Source organism: Pseudomonas resinovorans NBRC 106553 (assembly GCF_000412695.1).
In the GTDB taxonomy this organism is placed as follows: domain Bacteria; phylum Pseudomonadota; class Gammaproteobacteria; order Pseudomonadales; family Pseudomonadaceae; genus Metapseudomonas; species Metapseudomonas resinovorans_A.
This window is the reverse complement of the sequence record NC_021499.1, coordinates 4,302,546-4,321,846: the sequence shown is the minus strand read 5'-3', so window position 1 is coordinate 4,321,846 and position 19,301 is coordinate 4,302,546. Positions and strand designations below refer to the sequence as shown.

The 19,301-nt window shown below is 66.7% G+C and carries 22 protein-coding genes; 8 read left to right on the top strand and 14 right to left on the bottom strand.

Annotated elements, in window-relative coordinates:
* Positions 1-121 precede the first annotated feature (121 nt).
* Positions 122-1,576, bottom strand: coding sequence for a TrkH family potassium uptake protein (locus PCA10_RS19580; protein ID WP_016493808.1), 1,455 nt, complete (start codon positions 1,574-1,576; stop codon positions 122-124).
* Positions 1,577-1,655: 79 nt separating this feature from the next.
* Complete coding sequence (locus PCA10_RS19575; RefSeq protein ID WP_016493807.1) at positions 1,656-3,110, bottom strand: TrkH family potassium uptake protein; 1,455 nt, start codon at positions 3,108-3,110, stop codon at positions 1,656-1,658.
* Between the two features lie 191 nt (positions 3,111-3,301).
* Here PCA10_RS19575 and PCA10_RS19570 point away from each other — a divergent pair, with 191 nt between their 5' ends.
* Positions 3,302-3,859 (top strand): nitroreductase family protein, encoded by a 558-nt coding sequence (locus PCA10_RS19570; protein ID WP_016493806.1) that lies wholly within the window; start codon positions 3,302-3,304, stop codon positions 3,857-3,859.
* Here PCA10_RS19570 and PCA10_RS19565 read toward each other — a convergent pair whose 3' ends face one another.
* The 6 genes from PCA10_RS19565 to PCA10_RS19540 form a co-directional block, all read right to left on the bottom strand.
* Positions 3,860-5,185: a sensor histidine kinase gene (locus tag PCA10_RS19565; protein ID WP_016493805.1), complete on the bottom strand. Its 1,326-nt coding sequence runs from the start codon at positions 5,183-5,185 to the stop codon at positions 3,860-3,862.
* Between the two features lie 82 nt (positions 5,186-5,267).
* On the bottom strand, positions 5,268-5,678 hold the full coding sequence (locus PCA10_RS19560; RefSeq protein WP_016493804.1) for a Spy/CpxP family protein refolding chaperone: 411 nt from the start codon (positions 5,676-5,678) through the stop codon (positions 5,268-5,270).
* A 117-nt stretch (positions 5,679-5,795) separates the two neighbouring features.
* The gene (locus PCA10_RS19555) at positions 5,796-6,473 is read right to left on the bottom strand and encodes a response regulator transcription factor (RefSeq protein ID WP_041770370.1); all 678 of its coding nucleotides are present in this window, start codon (positions 6,471-6,473) and stop codon (positions 5,796-5,798) included.
* A gap of 8 nt (positions 6,474-6,481) precedes the next feature.
* Complete coding sequence (locus PCA10_RS19550) at positions 6,482-6,913, bottom strand: hypothetical protein (protein ID WP_016493802.1); 432 nt, start codon at positions 6,911-6,913, stop codon at positions 6,482-6,484.
* A gap of 44 nt (positions 6,914-6,957) precedes the next feature.
* Complete coding sequence (locus PCA10_RS19545) at positions 6,958-7,257, bottom strand: YciI family protein (protein ID WP_041770369.1); 300 nt, start codon at positions 7,255-7,257, stop codon at positions 6,958-6,960.
* An 8-nt stretch (positions 7,258-7,265) separates the two neighbouring features.
* Positions 7,266-7,856, bottom strand: coding sequence for a septation protein A (locus PCA10_RS19540; RefSeq protein ID WP_041770368.1), 591 nt, complete (start codon positions 7,854-7,856; stop codon positions 7,266-7,268).
* A gap of 66 nt (positions 7,857-7,922) precedes the next feature.
* Here PCA10_RS19540 and PCA10_RS19535 point away from each other — a divergent pair, with 66 nt between their 5' ends.
* Both PCA10_RS19535 and PCA10_RS19530 read left to right on the top strand, forming a co-directional pair.
* Positions 7,923-8,789 (top strand): PHP domain-containing protein, encoded by an 867-nt coding sequence (locus PCA10_RS19535; protein WP_016493799.1) that lies wholly within the window; start codon positions 7,923-7,925, stop codon positions 8,787-8,789.
* 13 nt (positions 8,790-8,802) lie between these two features.
* A complete protein-coding gene (locus tag PCA10_RS19530) occupies positions 8,803-9,432 on the top strand; it encodes an L-threonylcarbamoyladenylate synthase (protein WP_016493798.1) in 630 nt (209 codons plus the stop codon).
* Positions 9,433-9,439: 7 nt separating this feature from the next.
* On the opposite strand, the gene PCA10_RS19525 is transcribed toward PCA10_RS19530, so the two are convergent.
* The gene (locus PCA10_RS19525) at positions 9,440-9,793 is read right to left on the bottom strand and encodes a PA2779 family protein (RefSeq protein ID WP_016493797.1); all 354 of its coding nucleotides are present in this window, start codon (positions 9,791-9,793) and stop codon (positions 9,440-9,442) included.
* A 158-nt stretch (positions 9,794-9,951) separates the two neighbouring features.
* Here PCA10_RS19525 and PCA10_RS19520 point away from each other — a divergent pair, with 158 nt between their 5' ends.
* The 4 genes from PCA10_RS19520 (at position 9,952) to rluB (ending at position 13,267) form a co-directional block, all read left to right on the top strand.
* The gene (locus PCA10_RS19520) at positions 9,952-10,779 is read left to right on the top strand and encodes a segregation and condensation protein A (RefSeq protein ID WP_016493796.1); all 828 of its coding nucleotides are present in this window, start codon (positions 9,952-9,954) and stop codon (positions 10,777-10,779) included.
* Positions 10,780-11,583 (top strand): SMC-Scp complex subunit ScpB, encoded by an 804-nt coding sequence (gene scpB, locus PCA10_RS19515; protein WP_016493795.1) that lies wholly within the window; start codon positions 10,780-10,782, stop codon positions 11,581-11,583.
* Positions 11,584-11,604: 21 nt separating this feature from the next.
* A complete protein-coding gene (locus tag PCA10_RS19510; RefSeq protein ID WP_016493794.1) occupies positions 11,605-11,784 on the top strand; it encodes a DUF1289 domain-containing protein in 180 nt (59 codons plus the stop codon).
* Positions 11,785-11,869: 85 nt separating this feature from the next.
* Complete coding sequence (gene rluB, locus PCA10_RS19505; RefSeq protein ID WP_016493793.1) at positions 11,870-13,267, top strand: 23S rRNA pseudouridine(2605) synthase RluB; 1,398 nt, start codon at positions 11,870-11,872, stop codon at positions 13,265-13,267.
* A 163-nt stretch (positions 13,268-13,430) separates the two neighbouring features.
* On the opposite strand, the gene PCA10_RS19500 is transcribed toward rluB, so the two are convergent.
* The 5 genes from PCA10_RS19500 to PCA10_RS19480 form a co-directional block, all read right to left on the bottom strand.
* Complete coding sequence (locus PCA10_RS19500; RefSeq protein ID WP_016493792.1) at positions 13,431-14,357, bottom strand: GGDEF domain-containing protein; 927 nt, start codon at positions 14,355-14,357, stop codon at positions 13,431-13,433.
* A gap of 238 nt (positions 14,358-14,595) precedes the next feature.
* A complete protein-coding gene (locus PCA10_RS19495) occupies positions 14,596-15,336 on the bottom strand; it encodes a YciK family oxidoreductase (protein ID WP_016493791.1) in 741 nt (246 codons plus the stop codon).
* A gap of 27 nt (positions 15,337-15,363) precedes the next feature.
* Entirely contained in the window at positions 15,364-16,035 is a 672-nt protein-coding gene (gene mupP, locus PCA10_RS19490; protein WP_016493790.1) for an N-acetylmuramic acid 6-phosphate phosphatase MupP, read from the bottom strand.
* A gap of 5 nt (positions 16,036-16,040) precedes the next feature.
* Positions 16,041-16,739 carry a bifunctional 2-polyprenyl-6-hydroxyphenol methylase/3-demethylubiquinol 3-O-methyltransferase UbiG gene (ubiG, locus tag PCA10_RS19485; RefSeq protein WP_016493789.1) on the bottom strand — a complete coding sequence of 233 codons (699 nt, stop codon included), beginning with the start codon at positions 16,737-16,739 and terminating at the stop codon, positions 16,041-16,043.
* A gap of 21 nt (positions 16,740-16,760) precedes the next feature.
* Positions 16,761-18,086, bottom strand: a complete 1,326-nt coding sequence (locus PCA10_RS19480) for a TRZ/ATZ family hydrolase (protein WP_016493788.1) — start codon at positions 18,084-18,086, stop codon at positions 16,761-16,763.
* 112 nt (positions 18,087-18,198) lie between these two features.
* Here PCA10_RS19480 and mtnA point away from each other — a divergent pair, with 112 nt between their 5' ends.
* On the top strand, positions 18,199-19,275 hold the full coding sequence (gene mtnA / locus PCA10_RS19475; protein WP_016493787.1) for an S-methyl-5-thioribose-1-phosphate isomerase: 1,077 nt from the start codon (positions 18,199-18,201) through the stop codon (positions 19,273-19,275).
* Positions 19,276-19,301 lie beyond the last annotated feature (26 nt).

Below are 19,301 nucleotides of genomic sequence, written 5' to 3'. Positions count from 1 at the left end.
TGGCGGGCTTCACTCCTCGTAGGTTGCGGCTGAGCTACGCGAAGCCCAACGATTCCCGCTCGGGCTCCATGTTGGGCTTCGCTGCGCTCAGCACCAACCTACGGGAGTGGCGGCACTACCCTCAATGCCGCCAGAAATAGGGCGTCAGCAGCACCAGCACGGTGAGGATCTCCAGCCGGCCCAGCAGCATGCCCAGGGTCAGCAGCAGCTTGGCGCCGTCCGGCAGGCTGGAGAAGTTGCCCGCCGGGCCGATGATCTCGCCCAGGCCCGGGCCCACGCCCGAGACGGTGGCGGCGGCGCCGGTGAGCGAGGTGATCCAGTCCAGGCCCATCAACGACAGGCCCAGCGCGATGGCGCAGATGATGATGGTGAAGAAGAACGAGAAGGTCAGGATCGAGCGGACGATGTCCTCGTCCAGACGATGGCCGTTGTAGCTCTGATTGATCACCGCGCGGGGGTGCACCAGCTGCTTGAGGTTGGCCTTGAGCAGGATGTAGGCCACCTGGAAGCGGAAGATCTTGATGCCGCCGGCGGTGGAACCCGAGCATCCACCGACGAAACCCAGGTAGAAGAACAGCATCAGCGAGAAGTTACCCCACAGGCTGTAGTCGCCCAGGGCAAACCCTGTGGTGGTGAGGATCGAGGTGGTGTTCACCGCTACGTGCCGCAGCGCCTCCAGCCAGTGCAGGCTGGTGGTCCACCAGTACCAGGTGCCCAGCACCAGCCAGATCACCAGCAGCAGGCCGAGGAAACCCCGCACCTGCTCGTCTTTCAGCAGCGCCATGCGATGGCCGCGCAGCACCGACACATAGAGCATGAAGGGCAGGCTGCCGAGGATCATCACCACCACCGCCACCCAGTGCACCGCCGGCTGCTGCCACTTGGCCAGGGACGAATCGGAGGTGGAGAAGCCGCCAGTGGAAATGGCCGACATGGCATGGTTGACCGCATCGAACAGGCTCATGCCGGCGGCCCAGAAGGCCAGGCTGCCGAGCAGGGTGAAGCCGACGTAGATCACGACTATGTACTTGGCCACCATGTGCGAGCGCGGCATGACCTTGTCGGAACGGTCGGAGGACTCGGTCTGGAACAGGCGCATGCCACCGATGCGCAGCAGCGGCAGGATCGCCACCGCCATGCCGATGAAGCCGATGCCCCCCAGCCAGTGCAGCAGCGAGCGCCAGATGAGGATGCCCGGCGACATGTTGTCCAGGCCGCTGAGCACCGTGGCGCCGGTGGCGGTGATGCCGGACATGCTCTCGAACCAGGCGTCGGTGTAGCTGATGTGCTGGGTCAGGAGGAAGGGCAGGGCGGCGAAGACGCAGACGATGAGCCAGCTCGAGACCGTCAGCAGGTACATGTCCCGTGGGCGCAGGTGGACATGCTCGGGCCGGCCGGGGATCACCAGGGCCAGGCCGGCGACGAAGGTGATCAGGCTGGACCAGACGAAGGAGTTGATATCGCTGGTGCGGTCGTACACCACCAGCGTCAGCACGGGAACGGCCATGCTCACGGCCAGGGTGATCAGGAAGATACCGTTGAGGAAGCCGATGATGCGGAGGGTCGGCAGGGCCATGGGGTCCCTTAATGGCAGAAGCGGAATTGGGCAATTCTAACCGCGCTCCGCGCCCTGTAAACCGGGCGCGGGCGGCGTGTCAGTGTTTCCAGAACTTTGGCGTGAACAACACCAGCACGGTGAGGATCTCCAGGCGCCCCAGCAGCATGCCGATTGTCAGCAGCCACTTGGCCGAATCCGGCAGGGTGGAGAAGTTGCCCACCGGGCCGATGATCGGCCCCAGGCCCGGTCCCACGTTGCACACGGCGGTGGCGGCGCCGGTCAGCGCGGTGACCCAGTCCAGCCCGAGCAGGCACAGGCCCAGGGCGATCACCGCGATGGTGGTGGTGAAGAAGAAGGAGAAGGTGATCAGCGAGCGGACGATCTCGTCGTCCAGGTTGTGGCCGTTGTACTGCTGCTTGATCACCGCGCGCGGATGCACCAGTTGCTGCAGGTTGGCCTTGAGCAGTTGCCAGGCCACCTGGAAGCGGAAGATCTTCAGGCCGCCCGCGGTAGAGCCGGAGCAACCGCCGACGAAGGTCAGGTAGAAGAACAGCAGCACCGCGAAGCTGCCCCACAGGGTGTAGTCGCCGAGCGCCACGCCGGTGGTGGTGACCACCGAGGTGACGTTCACCGCGACGATGCGCACGGCGTCCAGCCAGGCGTTGTCCGAGTGGGCCCAGAGCCAGGTGCCCACCAGCAGCCAGGTGATCACCAGGAAACCGACGAAGCCGTGCACCTGGTGGTCGCGCAGCAGCGCCGTGCGGTTGCCGCGCAGGGTGGCGACAAACAGGGTGAAGGGCAGGCTGCCGAGGATCATCACCACCACCGCCACCCAGTGCACCGCCGGCTGCCGCCAGTTGGCCAGGGACGCGTCGGAGGTGGAGAAGCCGCCAGTGGAGATCAGCGACATGGCATGGTTGGCCGCTTCGAAGGGCGTCATGCCCGCCAGCCAGAAGGCCAGGGTGCCCAGTACCGTCAGCCCGGTGTAGATGACGACTATGTACTTGGCCACCATGTGCGAGCGCGGCATGACCTTCTCGCCCCAGTCCGAGGATTCGGTCTGGAACAGGCGCATGCCGCCCACCCGCAGCAGTGGCAGGATGGCCACGGCCATGCCGATGAAGCCGATGCCCCCCAGCCAGTGCAGCATCGAGCGCCAGATCAGCAGCCCCGGCGAGGCGTGGTCGAGGCCCGTGAGCACCGTGGAGCCGGTGGTGGTGATGCCCGACATGGTCTCGAAGAAGGAGTCGGTGTAGCTGATGTGCTGGATCAGCACCATGGGCAGGGCGGCGAAGCCGCAGACGATCACCCAGCTGGCGGTGGTCAGCATGTACATGTCCCGCGGGCGCAGCTGCGCGTTGGTGGGGCGCCCCGGGCCGACCAGGGCCAGGCCGACGATGGCGGTGATCAGGCTGGACCAGAGGAAGGCGAAGAGGTCGTCGGTGCGCTCGAAGAGCAGCAGGGTGAGCATGGGGATTACCATGCTCACGGCCAGCGTGATGAGGAACAGGCCGATGATGAAACCGAGGATACGGAGGGTCGGCAGGGACATGGGGCCTTCCAGGCGGCTGGCGGACGCGGCATTCTACTGGGCCTTCGGGACCGTTGAAACGCCCGTGATGCGGGAGTTCGACAGACTTCAGCGGGATGCTTGCGAATGCTCCGTCGGCGGCTTGCCGATAGGGCGGGATCGAGTCGCGTTATCGGCTAGAATGCCGGCTCCCTGAATTCTGGAGGTGGCCGATGGAGGCTCTCGACGCTCTGCTCAACCGCGTATCCCTGGCTCGTCTGCAGGAGCCGGCGCCGGACGCAGCCCAGCGCGAACTGCTGTTCCGCGCGGCGATGCGCGCACCGGACCACGGCTATCTGCGCCCCTGGCGCTTCCTCACCATCGAGGGCGAGGCGCGCCAGAAACTCGGCGAGCTGTTCGTCAGCGCCGTGCTGGCGAAGAATCCCGACGCGCCCGAGGCGGCCGTCACCAAGGCTCGTGCCATGCCCCTGCGGGCACCGATGCTGACCGTGGTAGTCGCCACCCTGCAGGCTGGCCACAAGGTGCCCGAGTCCGAACAACTGTTGTCGGCCGGCTGCGCCGCCCACGGCATCCTGCTGGCGGCCCATGCCCTGGGCCTGGGCGCCATCTGGCGTACCGGTGACATGGCTTATGACCGCACCGTCGCTGCCGGCCTCGGCCTCGCCGAAAACGAGCAGGTGGTGGGCTTCCTCTACCTCGGCAGCGTCGAGGGTGAGCGCCGCGCCGCGCCGGAGCTGGCTCCGGCGGACTTCGTCAAGGTCTGGAGCTGATCAGGCCTCAGGCGACAAGGGCAGTTCGAGGGTGGCGATGAAGCCGCTCTCGGGATGATTGTCCAGTTTCAGCGTGCCGCCGTGGCGTTCCACCGCACGGCGTGCGATGGCCAGGCCCAGGCCATGGCCGGCAGCGGACTGGTTGGGCGCGCGGAAGAAGGGCTCGCCCAGCTGCGACAGGTGCTCGGGAGCGACGCCCGGCCCATGGTCGCGGACCTGGATCCGCAGGCTGCCATCCCGCTCCTTCACCTCTACCTCCACCGGCTGCCCTGGCGGGTTGAAGCGCAGGGCATTGCGCAGCAGGTTGTCCAGCGCCCGTTCGAGCATGTCCGGCCAGCCGTTGAGTTGCGTCTCGCCGTTGCAGTGGATGCGTACGTCCTGTTCCGGGGCCAATAGCCGGGCGTCTTCCCTGAGTTTGTCGAGCATCGGCCGCAACGCGATGGGGTGGCGCGCGCCCGGCTCGGCATCCAGGCGGGCGAGGGCGAGGATTTCGCTGATCAGGGCTTCCAGCCGGTCGCACTCCTGGCCCAGGCGTGGCCAGAGGGCTTCACGCTGTTCGGGCCCGGCGCGTTCGGCCAGGGCCAGGGCGATACGCAGGCGCGCCAGGGGCGAGCGCAATTCGTGGGACACGTCGCGGAGCAACTGGCGCTGGCTGCCGATCAGGCCCTGCAAGCGTTGGCCCATGCGGTTGAAGTCGCTGGCCAGCACACCGAGTTCGTCGCGTCGGCGGGCCAGGCGGGACAGGCTGTCCTGCTGGTAGCTGGTCTGGCCGAGGTCGTGCACGGCCCGGCGCAGGCGGTCGAGCGGGCGGGTGATGGACAGGGCCAGGGCCAGGCTGAAAAGGGTCAGCACCACCAGGGCTATGCCCAGTGCGCTGATCGGCTGGAGCAGGCTGCCGCGATGCCAGGCGTCCAGCTCGGGGTAGGGGATGCGGTAGATCAGCAGGTAGGAGTCACCGCTGGTGGGGCTGGTGAACTCCTGGGTCAGGCGCCGCCAGGGCAGGCGGCGGGGGTTGTCCTGGCGCGCCTCGAACGCGGCGGCGCGGGGCGGGAAGGTGCCGTCGATCACCGGCTGGCCGGTGTCGTTGAGCATCTGCACGTCGATCCGTTCGCGGTGGCGGAATTTCTCCAGGTAGTGCTGGGTCTTGTGCGGGCCGTTTTCTTCGTAGCTGTGCACCAGGCGTTCCGCCAGGCCCTCGAGGGACGGGTGGTGGCTGAGGATCCAGGCATCCTGATTGAGGGCGCGACCGAGCAGGATCGACAGGCCTGCAACCAGAATCAGGGCCAGCCAGAGGGTGCCCAGGATTCGCCAGAAGAGTGAGCGCAAAGGGGTTGCTCCTGAACGGCAAAACCCATCAGGCCGGGCGGCCTGATGGGTGGGGTTGGGGTTTGCGGACGGGCCGCGCGGATTACTGGGCCTTCTTGTCCTTCTCGGCTTTCCAGGCCTGGAACTCGGCGCGTTCGGCGCGGCGTTCTTCCATCTTCTTCTGGATCTCGTCGAAGGTCTTCTGCTGCTCGGGCTTGAGCTGCGCGCGGATGGCGTCGCGGTTCTTGGTCTTGGCGGCCTTGAGCTCGTCCTGCATGGCCTTCTTCTCGGCGGCCGGCAGTTTGTCCAGGTAGCGCTCGGTGATGTCGTGGCGGGACTTCATGTTGTCGCGCATCAGTTTGCCGATTTCCTGGCGCTGTTCCTGGGTGAGGTTCAGCTCCTTGAACATGTGGCCGCCGAAACCGCGCTCGTGGCGCGGGCCACCTTCCGGCATGGCCATGGCCAGGGACGGCAGGGTAGCGGCGAGCAGCAGGGCGGTAAGGGTCTTGCGCATGGAGGTTCTCCTAGTCTCGATTCCGGCCGGTTGCCGGATGTGCCCAGTCTAGGGATGACAAGGTCAAGGGCGGTCAGCCGTGGGTAAAGCCTACGTAAATACCTGTCAGGCGCCGTATTACGCGCTGTAGTAGTAGCCGCGGCTCCGCAGCGCGAGGATGCGCGGGCGTCCGTCGCCGTGGGGCCCGAGCTTCTTGCGCAGGTTGCTGACGTGCATGTCCAGGCTGCGGTCGTACAGCGTCAGCTTGCGACCCAGGGCCAGTTGCGCCAGTTGCTGCTTGTCCAGCGGTTCGCCGGGCTGGCGCAGCAGGGCTTCGAGCAGGCGGCCTTCGGAAAGGGTCAGGCTGATTTCGTGGTTGCCGACGGTGACGATGCCGCGCACCGGGCTGTAGCAGAGGTCGCCCAGTTCCAGCTGGCTGGAGGGTTGCGGCGGCTGGCTGCGGCGCAGCACCGCGCGCAGGCGGGCGGTTAGCTCGCGGGGGTCGCAGGGTTTTGCCAGGTAGTCATCGGCGCCCAGTTCCAGGCCGAGGATGCGGTCCAGCGGTTCACCACGGGCGGAGAGCATCAGCACCGGCAGCTCCGGGTGGTCACCGCGCAGTTGCTTGAGCAGTTCCAGCCCGCTGCCGTCGGGCAGCATCACGTCCAGCACCACGGCGCTCGGCGCATGCTCGGCCAGGGCGGCGCGTGCCGACTGGCCGTCGTGGCAGGCGCGGACGCTGAAGCCTTCCTGGCTGAGCCAACTGATCAGCAGCTCGCAGAGTTCCTTGTCGTCATCGATTAGCAGCAGTTCACTCATGGTACGGGTCAGTTGATCCATTGACGGCGCTGGCGGCGCCCGCCACGGGCGAACAGGCCGGTGGCCAGGGAGAGGAGGGCCACGCCACCACCCACGGCGAACCAGGTCTGCTGTTCGCTCAGAAGGCGCGGCGGCTGTAGCGCCTGTGCTTCCTTGAGCTGCAGCTTGAGGCGCTGGTTTTCCTGGCGCAGGCGGGACAGCTGGGCGTTTTCCCGCTCCTTCCCGGCGGTTTCCAGTTGCGAGCTCAGTTCGCCGCGCTGGCGTTCGCTTTCGGCCAGTTGATGCTGGAGTTGGGCGACCAGGGGATCGGGGGCTGGCGCCGTTGCGCTAGACGCCGGCGCGATGGCGTTGGCGTCTGCTTGCGGTTGGGGTTCTTCAGCCTGGGCCAGGCTGCAGAGCAGCGCGGCGGCGAACAGCGTGGGCAATCGACCGGCGTGCATGGGAACTCCTTTTTCCTGGCCTGGTGCGGAGGCTGGTGTGCGGCTTAGGGGAATACCTGCTTGAAGGGCTTGACCACCACCTCGGCGTAGACGCCGGCGGCGCGATAGGGATCGGCGTCGGCCCAGGCCTTGGCGGCCTCGAGGGAGTCGAACTCGGCGACGATCAGGCTGCCGCTGAAACCTGCGCTACCCGGGTCGCTGCTGTCCACTGCCGGATGCGGGCCGGCCAGTACCAGGCGGGCTTCGGCCTTCAACTGCTCCAGGCGCGCGAGGTGCGCGGGGCGGGCGGCGAGGCGGCTTTCCAGGGAACCGGTGACGTCGGTGGCGATGATGGCGTAGAGCATGGCTGTCCTTACTGTTGGGGCTTTTCGGTTTCGCCGTCGTGGATATGGCGGGCCAGGTAGACGCCCTGGCCGACCAGGAAGAGCACGGTCATGCCGAGGCTGCCGAAGACTTTGAAGTCCACCCAGAACTCGTGGAAGGTGAAGGCCACGAAGAGGTTGGCGCAGCCGCACACCAGGAAGAAGGCGATCCAGGCCAGGTTCAGGCGTACCCAGATGGGCTGGGGCAGGCTCAGGGCATGGCCCATCACGCGCTGGATCAGCGGCTTGTCGCCAATGAAGTGGCTGCCGGCGAAGGCCAGGGCGAACAACCAGTTCACCACGGGCGCCTTCCACTTGAGGAAGGTCTCGCTATGGAAGGCCAGGGTCATGCCGCCGAACACCAGGCAGGCCACCAGGGTCAGCCACTGGCCTTTTTCCAGGCGGCGCTGGAGCAGGAAGATCGTGCCGTAGACGATTACCGAACTGATGATCAGAACCGCTGTGGCGCTGAAAATACCGCCTAGCATATAGGTATTGCCGGCCAGCTCGATGGCGCGCGGTTCCAGTTTGTAGACGATGAAGAAGAGGACAAGCGGGATGAAGTCGATGAATTGTTTCACGGCGGCAGCCAGAAGCGGGATGTGGCGGCATAATAACAAACCATTCCCCTAGCGAAAGCAGACCCCATGCAGATAGACCTGCATTGCCACAGTACCGCCTCCGACGGTGCCCTGGCCCCCGCGGCCCTGGTCGCCCGTGCCCACGAGCGCGGCGTACGCCTGTTGGCGCTGACCGACCACGACACCCTGGATGGCCTCGACGAGGCCCGGCAGGCAGCCGAAACATTGGGTATGCAACTGATCAACGGCATCGAGCTGTCATGCACCTGGGGCGGCGCGACCATCCATGTGCTGGGTTACGCCTTCGCCGCCGACGCGCCGGCCTTGCTGGCGGCCATCGCCGACCTGCATAGCGGCCGCTGGGCGCGGGCCGAGGAAATCTCCCGACGGCTGGCCGCCAAGGGCATGCCCGGTGCCCTGGAGGGCGCGCGGGCGGTGCAGAAGGAGCTGGGCGACAGCGGCAACGCGCCGGCGCGGCCGCACTTCGCCGAGTTCCTCGTGCGTGCCGGCCATGTCCGCGACCGTGCCGAGGCCTTCCGCAAGTGGCTGGGCGCCGGCAAGCTCGGCGACGTCAAACAGCACTGGCCGACCCTGGCCGAGGCCGTGGGTACCCTGAGCGCCGCGGGCGCCTGGATCAGCCTGGCGCATCCCTGGCAGTACGATTTCACCGGCGCCAAACGGCGCAAGTTGGTTGCGGATTTCATCCAGGCCGGTGGCCACGCGCTGGAAGTGGTCAATGGCTTGCAGCCGCCGGAGCAGGTGGGACGCCTGGCCGTGCTGGCACGAGAGTTCGGCATGCTGGTCAGTGCCGGTAGTGATTTCCATGCACCCTGCGATTGGTCGGAGCTGGGCCTGTACCGACCCTTGCCGGATGACCTGCCGCCGATATGGGGGCGCTTCCGCCATGCACACAGCCCTATTGCTACCCTCTGAACAGGGAGATGTCGTGAGTCAATTCTTCCAGGTACACCCGGAGAATCCACAGCCGCGCCTGATCCGTCAGGCCGTGGAAATCGTCAAGGCGGGCGGTGTGATCGTCTATCCCACCGACTCTTCCTATGCCCTGGGTTGCCTGATCGGCGACAAGGGCGCGGTGGAGCGCATCCGCCGATTGCGTCGGCTGGACGAGAAGCACAACTTCACCCTGGTCTGCCGCGATCTCTCGGAGATCGGTGTGTTCGCCAAGGTGGACACCGCGGCCTTTCGCCTGATCAGGGCGCACACCCCGGGGCCCTACACCTTCATCCTCAGCGCCACCCGCGAAGTGCCGCGCATGCTCATGCATCCCAAGCGCCGCACCATCGGCCTGCGGGTGCCGGACCATCCCATCGCCCTGGCGCTGCTGGAGCAACTGGGCGCGCCTTTGATGAGCACCAGCCTGATCCTGCCCGGCGAAGAACTGCCCATGAGCGACCCCTACGAGATGCGGCAGATCCTCGAGCACCAGGTGGACCTGATCATCGACGGCGGCCACGGTGGCATGGCGGCCTCCACCGTGATCAACCTGGCCGAGGGCAAGCCCGAGGTGATTCGCGTGGGTTGCGGCGACCCGGAGCCCTTCCTCGACGAGGAATGAGCGCGCCTCAGAGCAGGATCGCCACCACTATGATCAGCAGCAGGATCAGCAGGAAATCGGTCTTGCTGATATTGCCGCCCGCCGGCACCGCATCCATCCGCTGCACCAGCTGCGCCGCCTCCGACGGGGTCAGGGCCTGGGCCCTGGCGCGGGCGTTGGCGGCGTCGACGCCGAGGGCGCGCATCTGCTCCTGAACCTCGGCGCGGCCCAGGAAGGCATCGAGCTTCGCGTGGTCCCGGGTGGCTTGCTGGGTCGAGAGTGCTTCGTTGGTACCGATCATGCCGGCCTGGACAGGCGCGGGCGGCAGGGCGAGGCAGAACAGCATGAGGACGGCCGAGAACATGGGATTGAAGGCTTTCATCCAAACCTCCGGGAGCTGGGGTTGGTGAGCTGACCAGGGGGGCTGCGTCGTGCTTTTTTAGTCTGGCACATGGTGCTAACGTGCCCGGTTTCCGCCGACCGGCGTTGGCCGGCGGCGCAGTAGCCTGAAGCAGCGGCACCGCCGCGATAGAGGACCCGATGCACGAAACCCCGCCACTCGAGACGCCGGATCCCCAGGCGGGCGCCCAGCAGGAGCTGCCCTTCGCCCTGGTCTACGGCCAGGCGGTGACCGAGCTGCCGCAGGACCTCTATATCCCGCCGGACGCCCTGGAAGTCTTCCTCGAAGCCTTCGAAGGCCCGCTGGACCTGCTGCTCTACCTGATCCGCAAGCAGAACATCGACATCCTCGACATCCCGGTGGCGGCCATCACCCACCAGTACATGGCCTATGTCGAGCTGATGAAGTCGGTGCGCCTGGAGCTGGCCGCCGAGTACCTGGTGATGGCCGCCATGCTGGCCGAGATCAAGTCGCGCATGCTGCTGCCGCGCTCCAGCGAGGCGGAAGTGGAAGAGGACGACCCGCGCGCCGAACTGATCCGCCGTCTGCAGGAGTACGAGCGCTTCAAGGCCGCTGCCGAAGGCATCGACCAGTTGCCCCGTGTCGGTCGCGATGTGCAGGTGCCGCGCCTGGACGCTCCGGAAGCGCGGGCGCGCAAGCTGCTGCCGGACGTGGCGCTGGAGGAGCTGCTGCTGTCCATGGCCGAGGTGCTGCGCCGGGCCGACATGTTCGAGAGCCACCAGGTGACCCGCGAGGCCCTGTCTACCCGCGAGCGCATGAGCGAAGTGCTGGAGAAGCTCAAGGGCGGCGCTTTCGTCGCCTTCGTCGCGCTGTTCACAGTGGAAGAAGGCCGACTCGGCGTGGTGGTCACCTTCATGGCGGTGCTGGAACTGATCAAGGAACAGTTGGTTGAACTGGTGCAAAATGAGCCCTTCGCCCCCATCCATGTGCGCGCCAGAGCCGAGTAGATGAACCTCAACGACCCCAAGGAACTCGCCTCACTGCTGGAAGCCTTCCTCCTGGCTTCCGGCAGGCCCCTGTCGCTGGAGCGCCTGGCCGAACTCTTCGAGGAGGCAGAACGCCCCGAGCTGTCGGTGATCCGTTCGGCCCTGGCGATCCTGGCCAAGAGCTGCGAAAAGCGTGCGTTCGAGCTGCGTGAAGTGGCCTCCGGCTACCGCCTGCAGGTGCGCGAGCGCTTCTCTCCCTGGGTCGGCCGCCTGTGGGAAGAGCGCCCGCAGCGCTACTCCCGCGCCATGCTGGAAACCCTGGCCCTGGTCGCCTACCGCCAGCCGATCACCCGTGGCGAGATCGAGGATATTCGCGGCGTGGCGGTCAACAGCCAGATCGTCAAGACCTTGCTGGAGCGCGAGTGGATTCGTGTGGTCGGCTACCGCGACGTGCCCGGCAAGCCGGCGATGTTCGCCACCACCCGCGCCTTCCTCGATCATTTCAACCTGAAAAGCCTGGAAGAGCTGCCGCCGCTGGCCGCGTTGCGCGAGCTGGAGCCCGAGCCGGTGCTGGACCTGGAAGACGGCGAGGCCCCGGTGCCCGAAGGCCTGCAGGCCCGCGTCGACGCCGAGCAGCCGGCCGAACCGCGCAACGAGACCAGCTTCCGCAGCCTGCTGGCGGAGCTGGACACCATGGAAGAGGGCCTGAAGATCGACTTCGACGACCTGCTGCAGGACGCCGCTGAACAGGCGGAGCCAGCGGTCGAGGAGAGCGGCGAGGCAGATGAGTCCCTGTTCGAGGATCCTGCCGAAACCCGCCACTGAGGCTGCCTGCCGGGAGGCGCCATGAAAGACCCCTGCATCAAGGTGTGCCAATTTGCCGGCGATGTCTGTCGTGGCTGTGGCCGTACCCGCGCCGAGATCAAGGCCTGGAAAAAGCTCGGCAAGCCCGCGCGGCGCGGCGTTCTGGCCGAGGTCGACCTGCGTTTGCTCGCCCTGGAGGCAACCGGCCGGCGAAAACACTGACGCGCTACGCCGACTCGGCTAGCCTGAGGGGTTCCTGACGCGTATGATTCGCGGCCTTTTTACTGCTACACCGGGAGGTGCCCAGATGAGTGACGAAGAATACAGCCCCGCAGGGGAGAAGCTGCAAAAGGTCCTGGCCCGCATGGGGCTGGCCTCGCGCCGCGATATCGAGGCCTGGATCACCGAAGGTCGGGTGAAGGTCAATGGCGAAGCGGCCAGCCTTGGCCAGCGCGTCGACAGCCATGACGCCATCAGCGTCGATGGCCGCCTGCTCAAGCGCGAAGAGGAAGCCGAGAGCGTCCGTCGCGTGCTGATCTACAACAAGCCCGAAGGCGAAGTCTGCACCCGCGACGATCCGGAAGGCCGCGCCACCGTGTTCGAGCGCCTGCCGCGCCTGAAAGCCGGCCGCTGGATCAACGTCGGTCGCCTGGACATCAACACCACCGGCCTGCTGCTGTTCACCACCGACGGTGAGCTGGCCAACCGCCTGATGCACCCTTCCTTCGAGATGGACCGCGAGTACGCGGTGCGGGTACGTGGTGAGGTCACCGAGGAAATGCTCGAGAACCTCAAGAAGGGCGTGATGCTGGACGACGGCCCGGCCAAGTTCACCGACATCCAGGAAGCGCCCGGCGGCGAAGGCTTCAACCACTGGTACCACTGCGTGGTGATGGAAGGTCGCAACCGCGAAGTACGTCGCCTGTGGGAATCCCAGGGCCTGGTGGTGAGCCGCCTGAAGCGCGTGCGCTTCGGTCCGGTGTTCATCACCTCCGACCTGACCATGGGCCGCTGGCGCGAAATGAGCCAGGGCGAAGTGGATATCCTCAGCGCCGAAGTCGGCCTGAAGCCCGTGGCCCTGCCGCAGATGAAGGGCAAGTTCCGCGAGAAGCTGGATCGCCTGCAGCGCAAGTCGGCCAAGCCGGTCGGTGCTCGCGCACCGCGTCGTGATGGCGATGAGCGCCCGGCCCGTCCGCGTGCCGAAGGTGACGAGCGTCCCGCCCGTGCTCCACGCCGTGATGGCGACGAGCGTCCGGCTCGCGGTCCGCGCAGTGAAGGCGGTGAGCGTCCGGCCCGTGCTCCACGCCGTGATGGTGACGAGCGTCCGGCCCGCGGTCCGCGCCGCGATGGCGACGAGCGTCCGGCTCGCGGCCCGCGCGGTGAAGGTGGCGAGCGTCCTGCTCGTGCTCCGCGCCGTGATGGTGACGAGCGTCCGGCCCGTGGTCCGCGTCGTGACGGCGACGAGCGCCCGGCCCGTGGCCCGCGCGGTGAAGGTGCTGAGCGTCCGGCTCGCGGTCCCCGTGGCACGCCGGTGGCTGACCGTCCCCGTGACGTGAACAAGAAGCGCCCGGCCAAGCCCAACGGCGAGCGTCCGGCCGTGGAACTGGCCGACCGTCCGACCCGCAAGCCCCAGCGCCCGCAAAACCGTCGCAGCGGTCCGGCTGGCGGTGACGGCCAGCGTCCGGGCTTCGGTCGCAAACGCTGATCGATGCTGAAATGAAAAAGGGGCTCATCTGAGCCCCTTTTTTATTGATACGACGATCAGAACCGTAGGATGGGTTGAGCCAGCGATACCCATCGGTCGATGTGATGGGTATCGCTACGCTCAACCCATCCTACGAGCTGTGCCTGATCGTTAAACCTTGGGCTCAGCCCGCCATGGACAAGCGGTTGCGGCCTTCGCGCTTGGCCACGTAGAGGGCGTTGTCGGCGCGGCGCAGCAGGCTTTCCACCGACTCGGCCGGCAGCAGGGTGGCGCAGCCCAGGCTGATGGACAGGTCCAGCGGGCGGCCCTGCACCAGGTACTGGAGTTCGAGGACGCCCATGCGCAGGCGTTCGCCCACCAGGGCTGCGGCTTCGCGGCAGGTGCCGGAGAGCAGTACGAGGAACTCCTCGCCGCCGAAACGGAACACCATGTCGACGTTGCGCAGGCGTGCCTTGAGGGTATTGGCCACCGCTTTCAGCACTTCGTCGCCGGTGCCGTGGCCGAACTCGTCGTTGATGCGCTTGAAGTGATCGATATCCAGCATCAGCACCGACAGGGGTTGCAGGTTGCGTCGCGCCAGCTCGACTTCGCGCTGCAGGGTCTGCTCCATGGCGATGCGGTTGCCCGTATCGGTCAACGGATCGCGCAGGGCGCTCTGGATCGCCGCGCGGTACAGCAGGGCATTGCGCAGCGGGTAGAGCAGGGCGGCCAGCAGGGACTCCAGCTGGTTCAGTTCCTGTTCGTCGAAGCGCTGGTTGCGGCGGAAGATCAACTCACCCAGGTACTCGCCCTCGTGGGTCAGGCGATAGCCGGCGGAATGGCTGGAGCGGCTGCCATATTCCAGGCGCAGGTCACTGCTCTGGTGCTGGTAGGCCATGGCGTCCAGCGGAATCAGGCGCTGCACTTCGGCGAAGAACAGGCCGACGATGCGCTCCACGTCCAGGCTGGTCTGCAGCTGGAGGGTCAGTTGCCGGCGAAGATCCACCAGGTTGAGGGGGCGCAGCTTCGGCGGGCGCTTGCCCGAGAAGCCGAGGCGCTGCAGCTTGGCCGCATCGAAATCGATGGTGTTGGATTGGGTGGGAGGAACCATTGAGTTGAACCTCTGACGCAAAGTGCGACGACACCAGGCATAGAGCGATTTTCGTGCCAGGAGCTTGTTCTGTCTGTAAAGTTCTTGAAATTCAAGTACTTATCTTTTGGTTGCCAGGCCGCATGGCAAGCTTTTGCCGGCTTGCTGGCGAAATCATGGCAACGTGATGCCGGTCACGGGACGGAGGCGACGGAAAACTGGCAGAGGCTGCGGCGGTCGAGCGACCGCCGCGAGGGGGTCACTGAGCGTCGAAGGCCTGGCCGTTAACGCCAGCGCTGTCCGGACCCATGAGATAGAGATAGACAGGCATGATCGCGGCGGGTTCCGGGTTCTTGTCAGGGTTTTCACCCGGATAGGCCTGGGCGCGCATGTCGGTTCGGGTGGCGCCGGGATTGACGCTGTTGGCGCGCACGCTGGAGATGCCGTCCACTTCGTCGGCCAGCACCTGCATCAGGCCTTCGGCGGCGAACTTGGACACCGCATAGGCGCCCCAGTAGGCGCGGCCCTTGCGGCCGACGCTGCTGGAGGTGAACACCACCGAGGCGTCCGGGGAGAGCTTGAGCAGCGGCAGCAGGGTGCTGGTCAGCATGAACATGGCGTTGACGTTGACCTGCATGACGCGCATGAAGTTGTCGCCCGACAGCTGTTCGATTGGCGTGCGCGGGCCAAGGATCGAGGCATTGTGCAGGACGCCGTCGATGCGCCCGAACTCCGCTTCGAGGGTCGCCGCCAGCTCGTCGTACTGGTGCGGCTGGGCGGTTTCCAGGTTGAAGGGGATCACCGCCGGCTGCGGGTGGCCGGCGGCTTCGATCTCGTCATAGACCGCGTTCAGGCTGGCTTCGGTCTTGCCCAGCAGCAGGACCGTTGCGCCGTGGGCGGCGAAGGTCTTGGCGGCGGCGGCGCCGATGCCGCGACCGGCACCGGTGATCAGGATGACCCGATCCTTCAGCAGGTCGGGGCGGGCGGAATACTGGAACATGCAATCTCCTCTGGCGAGCTGCCGGTATCAGCAGCTGCACAATGCGCGGTCGAGCACGGCGCGCAGTTCGAGCGGATGGTCGACCACCACGTCGGCACCCCAGTGCGTGGGGTTGTCGCTCGGGTGGATGTAGCCGTAGCTGACGGCGGCGGTGCGGGTGCCGGCTGCGCGGCCGGATTCGATGTCGCGCAGGTCGTCACCGACGAAGAGCACGCTGGCCGGGTCCAGGTTCAGCTTGCTGCAGGCGAGCAGCAGCATTTCCGGATCGGGCTTGCTGTTCTTCACGTGATCGGGGCAGATCAGGACGGCGGAACGCCCGGCCAGGCCGAGCTGCTCCATGATGGGTTCGGCGAAGCGCACCGGCTTGTTGGTCACCACGCCCCAGATCAGTTTGGCGTGCTCGATGTCCGCCAGCAGCTCGTCGATGCCGTCGAAGGGGCGGGTGAGCACCGCGCAGTGGCTCTGGTAGCGCTCCAGGAACTCCAGGCGCAGGGCCTCGAACTCCGGGGCCTCCGGGTCCATCGCGAAGGCGCTGGCGACCATGGCGCGGGCGCCGCCGGAAATCACGTCGCGAATCGCCTTCTCGTCCTGGGGCGGCAGCCCGCGGTCGGCGAGCATGGCCTGGCAGATGGCGATGAAGTCCGGCGCCGAGTCGAGCAGCGTGCCGTCCATATCGAAAAGTACCGCTTGAAGACGCATGCCGATCACTCCTCGCGCAGGGTGTGGATCATGTAGTTGACGTCAACGTCGGCTTCCAGCTTGTAGTGCTTGGTCAGCGGGTTGTAGGTCAGGCCGATGATGTCCTTGACCGAGAGGCCCGCGGCGCGGCTCCAGGCCCCGAGCTCGGAGGGGCGGATGAACTTCTTGAAGTCGTGGGTGCCGCGCGGCAGCAGGCCCATGACGTACTCGGCGCCGACGATGGCGAACAGGTAGGCCTTGGGATTGCGGTTGATGGTGGAGAAGAACACCTGGCCGCCCGGCTTTACCATGGTGTAGCAGGCGCGGATCACCGAGGCCGGGTCGGGTACGTGCTCGAGCATTTCCATGCAGGTGACCACGTCGAACTGGCCGGGCATCTCGGCGGCCAGGGCTTCGGCGGTGATGCGCCGGTATTCCACCGGCACGCCGGACTCCAGCTGGTGCAGCCGGGCCACCGCCAGCGGCGCTTCGCCCATGTCGATGCCGATGACGTCGGCGCCGCGCTGGGCCATGGATTCGCTGAGGATGCCGCCGCCGCAGCCGACGTCCAGCACCTTCTTGCCGGCGAGCCTGGAGCGCTCGTCTATCCAGTTGACCCGCAGCGGGTTGATGTCGTGCAGGGGCTTGAACTCGCTCTCGCGGTCCCACCAGCGGTGGGCGAGGGCTTCGAACTTGGCGATTTCGACGTGATCGACGTTGGTCATGGAATATCCTCGAAACAGAATTCAGCGGCCGCCGATGCGTTCGCCCCAGGCGCACGCGGTGGCGACCAGGCGCTCTTCGTCCAGGCGCGTCAGGCGGCCGTCGTCCAGCAGTTGCCTGCCGTCGACCCAGAGGTGCCGCACCGCGTCACGCCCGGTGGCATAAATGAGAGTGGAAACCGGGTCGTACACCGGTTGCTGGGCCAGCCCGGACAGGTCGAAGGCCACCAGGTCGGCGGCCTTGCCCAGTTCCAGGGAGCCGGTGTCCTGGTCGATACCCAGGGCGCGGGCGCCGTTCAGGGTGGCCATGCGCAGGGCGCGATGGGCGTCCAGGGCGCTGGCGGAACCGGCGACCGTCTTGGCCAGCAGGGCCGCGGTGCGGGTTTCGCCGAGCAGGTCGAGGTCGTTGTTGCTGGCCGCACCGTCGGTGCCGATGGCCACGTTCACGCCAGCCTGCCACAGGCGCTCCACCGGGCAGTAGCCACTGGCGAGCTTGAGGTTGGATTCGGGGCAGTGGATCACGTTGCTGTTGCTTTCCACCAGCAGGGCCAGGTCGGCGTCGTCCACCTGGGTCATGTGCACGGCCTGGAAGCGCGGGCCCAGGAGGCCCAGGCGGGCGAGGCGGGCCATGGGGCGCTCGCCGCGCAGTTCCAGGCTCTGCTGGACCTCGAAGGCGGTTTCCTGGACATGCATATGAATGCCGGCGTCGAGTTCCTCGGCCAGCATGCGGATGTTTTCCAGCTTGTCGTCACTGACGCTGTAGGGCGCGTGGGGGCCGAAGGCGACGCGGATGCGTGGGTGGTGCTTGAGGTCGCTGAACAGCTCGACGCCGCGACGGATGGCCTCGGATGCATCGCTGGCGCCGGGGATGGGGAAATCCAGCACCGGAATCGCCAGTTGCGCCTTGATGCCGGCCGCATGGATGGCCGCGCTGGATTGCGCCGGGAAGAAGTACATGTCGGAGAAGCAGCTGATGCCGCCCTTGATCTGCTCGGCCACGGCCAGTTCGGTGCCGTCCCGGACGAAAGTCTCATCGACCCACTTGGCCTCGGCGGGCCAGATGTGTTCCTGTAGCCAGGTCATCAGCGGCAGGTCGTCGGCCAGGCCCCTGAACAGGGTCATCGCGGCATGGCCGTGGGCGTTGATCAGTCCGGGGGCCAGCAGCATGCCCGGAAGCTCGCGGCGTTCGCGGGCCTCGACGCGCAGCGCAACGTCCCTCGGGGCGAGCAGGGCGATGCGACCGTCGCGGATACCCAGCGCGTGATCCCGCAGCACCACGCCGGCAGGTTCTACCGGGACTATCCAGGACGGGAGCAGGAGCAGGTCGAGCGGGGCGTTGGAACTGGGCATGGAGGCGCATCCTGGGCGCAGATCGAAGTGGCGGCAGTATACCCGAGCCAGGAGGCCTCCGGCTCGCTATAATCTGCGGTTTTTCCGCGAGTTACGGGTGGCGAGGTGGTCGATGCGTGAACAACTGTTAGCGGCCGAGAAGGTCAAGGCCATCGCCTGGCGCGACGGTGCCCTGCATCTGCTCGACCAGCGCTTGCTGCCGGCCGAGGAAGTCTGGCTGTCCTACGACTCCGCCGAGGGCGTGGCCCAGGCCATTCGCCAGATGGTGGTGCGCGGTGCGCCGGCCATCGGCATCAGCGCCGCCTACGGCGTGGTGCTGGGCGCTCGGGCGCGGATCGCCGCCGGTGGCGATTGGCGTGCGGCGCTGGAGGAAGACTTCAAGGCGCTGGCCGATTCGCGGCCCACGGCGGTCAACCTGTTCTGGGCGCTGAACCGCATGCGCGAACGCCTGGGCCGAGTGCGTGACGGCGAGACGCCGCTGCAAGCGCTCGAGGCGGAAGCCATTTCCATCCATGAGAGCGATCGCGAAGCCAACCTCACCATGGCCCAGCTAGGCATGGAACTGATCCGCAAGCACCAGGGCAGCCCCCAGGCCCTGCTGACCCACTGCAATACCGGCGCCCTGGCTACCGGTGGCTTCGGTACCGCCCTCGGGGTGATCCGCGCCGCCTATCTGGATGGCCTGGTGGAGCGGGTCTACGCCGACGAGACCCGTCCCTGGCTGCAAGGGGCCCGCCTCACCGCCTGGGAACTGGCCAACGAAGGCGTGCCGGTGAGCCTCAACGCCGACGCCGCCGCGGCCCACCTGATGAAGACCGCCGGGATCACCTGGGTGATAGTCGGCGCCGACCGCATCACCGCCAACGGCGACGTGGCGAACAAGATCGGCACCTACCAACTGGCGGTCAACGCCATGCACCACGGCGTGCGCTTCATGGTCGTGGCGCCCAGCTCCACCATCGACATGGCGCTGGAAAGCGGTGACGACATCCCCATCGAGGAGCGCGACGGTTCCGAGCTGCTGGACCTCGGCGGGCGCCGGGTCGCGGCGGAAGTCCATGCGGTCAATCCGGTGTTCGATGTGACTCCGGCCGACCTGATCGACGCCATCGTGACCGAGAAGGGTGTGGTCGAGCGCCCCGATGCCGCCAAGATGGCTCAGCTGATGTGCCGCAAGCGCCTCCATTGAGCCTTTTTCGCGGCGTTTTCACCCTG

What these genes read in the sequence shown, in the direction of transcription:
- PCA10_RS19575 (WP_016493807.1), bottom strand. Translation starts at nt 3,110, where the DNA reads ATGTCCCTGCCGACCCTCCGTATCCTCGGTTTCATCATCGGCCTGTTC.
- ubiG (WP_016493789.1), bottom strand. Translation starts at nt 16,739, where the DNA reads ATGACCAACGTCGATCACGTCGAAATCGCCAAGTTCGAAGCCCTCGCC.
- rluB (WP_016493793.1), top strand. Translation starts at nt 11,870, where the DNA reads ATGAGTGACGAAGAATACAGCCCCGCAGGGGAGAAGCTGCAAAAGGTC.
- PCA10_RS19550 (WP_016493802.1), bottom strand. Translation starts at nt 6,913, where the DNA reads ATGCACGCCGGTCGATTGCCCACGCTGTTCGCCGCCGCGCTGCTCTGC.
- PCA10_RS19580 (WP_016493808.1), bottom strand. Translation starts at nt 1,576, where the DNA reads ATGGCCCTGCCGACCCTCCGCATCATCGGCTTCCTCAACGGTATCTTC.
- PCA10_RS19555 (WP_041770370.1), bottom strand. Translation starts at nt 6,473, where the DNA reads ATGAGTGAACTGCTGCTAATCGATGACGACAAGGAACTCTGCGAGCTG.
- scpB (WP_016493795.1), top strand. Translation starts at nt 10,780, where the DNA reads ATGAACCTCAACGACCCCAAGGAACTCGCCTCACTGCTGGAAGCCTTC.
- mtnA (WP_016493787.1), top strand. Translation starts at nt 18,199, where the DNA reads ATGCGTGAACAACTGTTAGCGGCCGAGAAGGTCAAGGCCATCGCCTGG.
- PCA10_RS19545 (WP_041770369.1), bottom strand. Translation starts at nt 7,257, where the DNA reads ATGCTCTACGCCATCATCGCCACCGACGTCACCGGTTCCCTGGAAAGC.
- PCA10_RS19535 (WP_016493799.1), top strand. Translation starts at nt 7,923, where the DNA reads ATGCAGATAGACCTGCATTGCCACAGTACCGCCTCCGACGGTGCCCTG.
- PCA10_RS19570 (WP_016493806.1), top strand. Translation starts at nt 3,302, where the DNA reads ATGGAGGCTCTCGACGCTCTGCTCAACCGCGTATCCCTGGCTCGTCTG.
- PCA10_RS19500 (WP_016493792.1), bottom strand. Translation starts at nt 14,357, where the DNA reads ATGGTTCCTCCCACCCAATCCAACACCATCGATTTCGATGCGGCCAAG.
- PCA10_RS19520 (WP_016493796.1), top strand. Translation starts at nt 9,952, where the DNA reads ATGCACGAAACCCCGCCACTCGAGACGCCGGATCCCCAGGCGGGCGCC.
- PCA10_RS19525 (WP_016493797.1), bottom strand. Translation starts at nt 9,793, where the DNA reads ATGAAAGCCTTCAATCCCATGTTCTCGGCCGTCCTCATGCTGTTCTGC.
- mupP (WP_016493790.1), bottom strand. Translation starts at nt 16,035, where the DNA reads ATGCGTCTTCAAGCGGTACTTTTCGATATGGACGGCACGCTGCTCGAC.
- PCA10_RS19480 (WP_016493788.1), bottom strand. Translation starts at nt 18,086, where the DNA reads ATGCCCAGTTCCAACGCCCCGCTCGACCTGCTCCTGCTCCCGTCCTGG.
- PCA10_RS19560 (WP_016493804.1), bottom strand. Translation starts at nt 5,678, where the DNA reads ATGCGCAAGACCCTTACCGCCCTGCTGCTCGCCGCTACCCTGCCGTCC.
- PCA10_RS19510 (WP_016493794.1), top strand. Translation starts at nt 11,605, where the DNA reads ATGAAAGACCCCTGCATCAAGGTGTGCCAATTTGCCGGCGATGTCTGT.
- PCA10_RS19495 (WP_016493791.1), bottom strand. Translation starts at nt 15,336, where the DNA reads ATGTTCCAGTATTCCGCCCGCCCCGACCTGCTGAAGGATCGGGTCATC.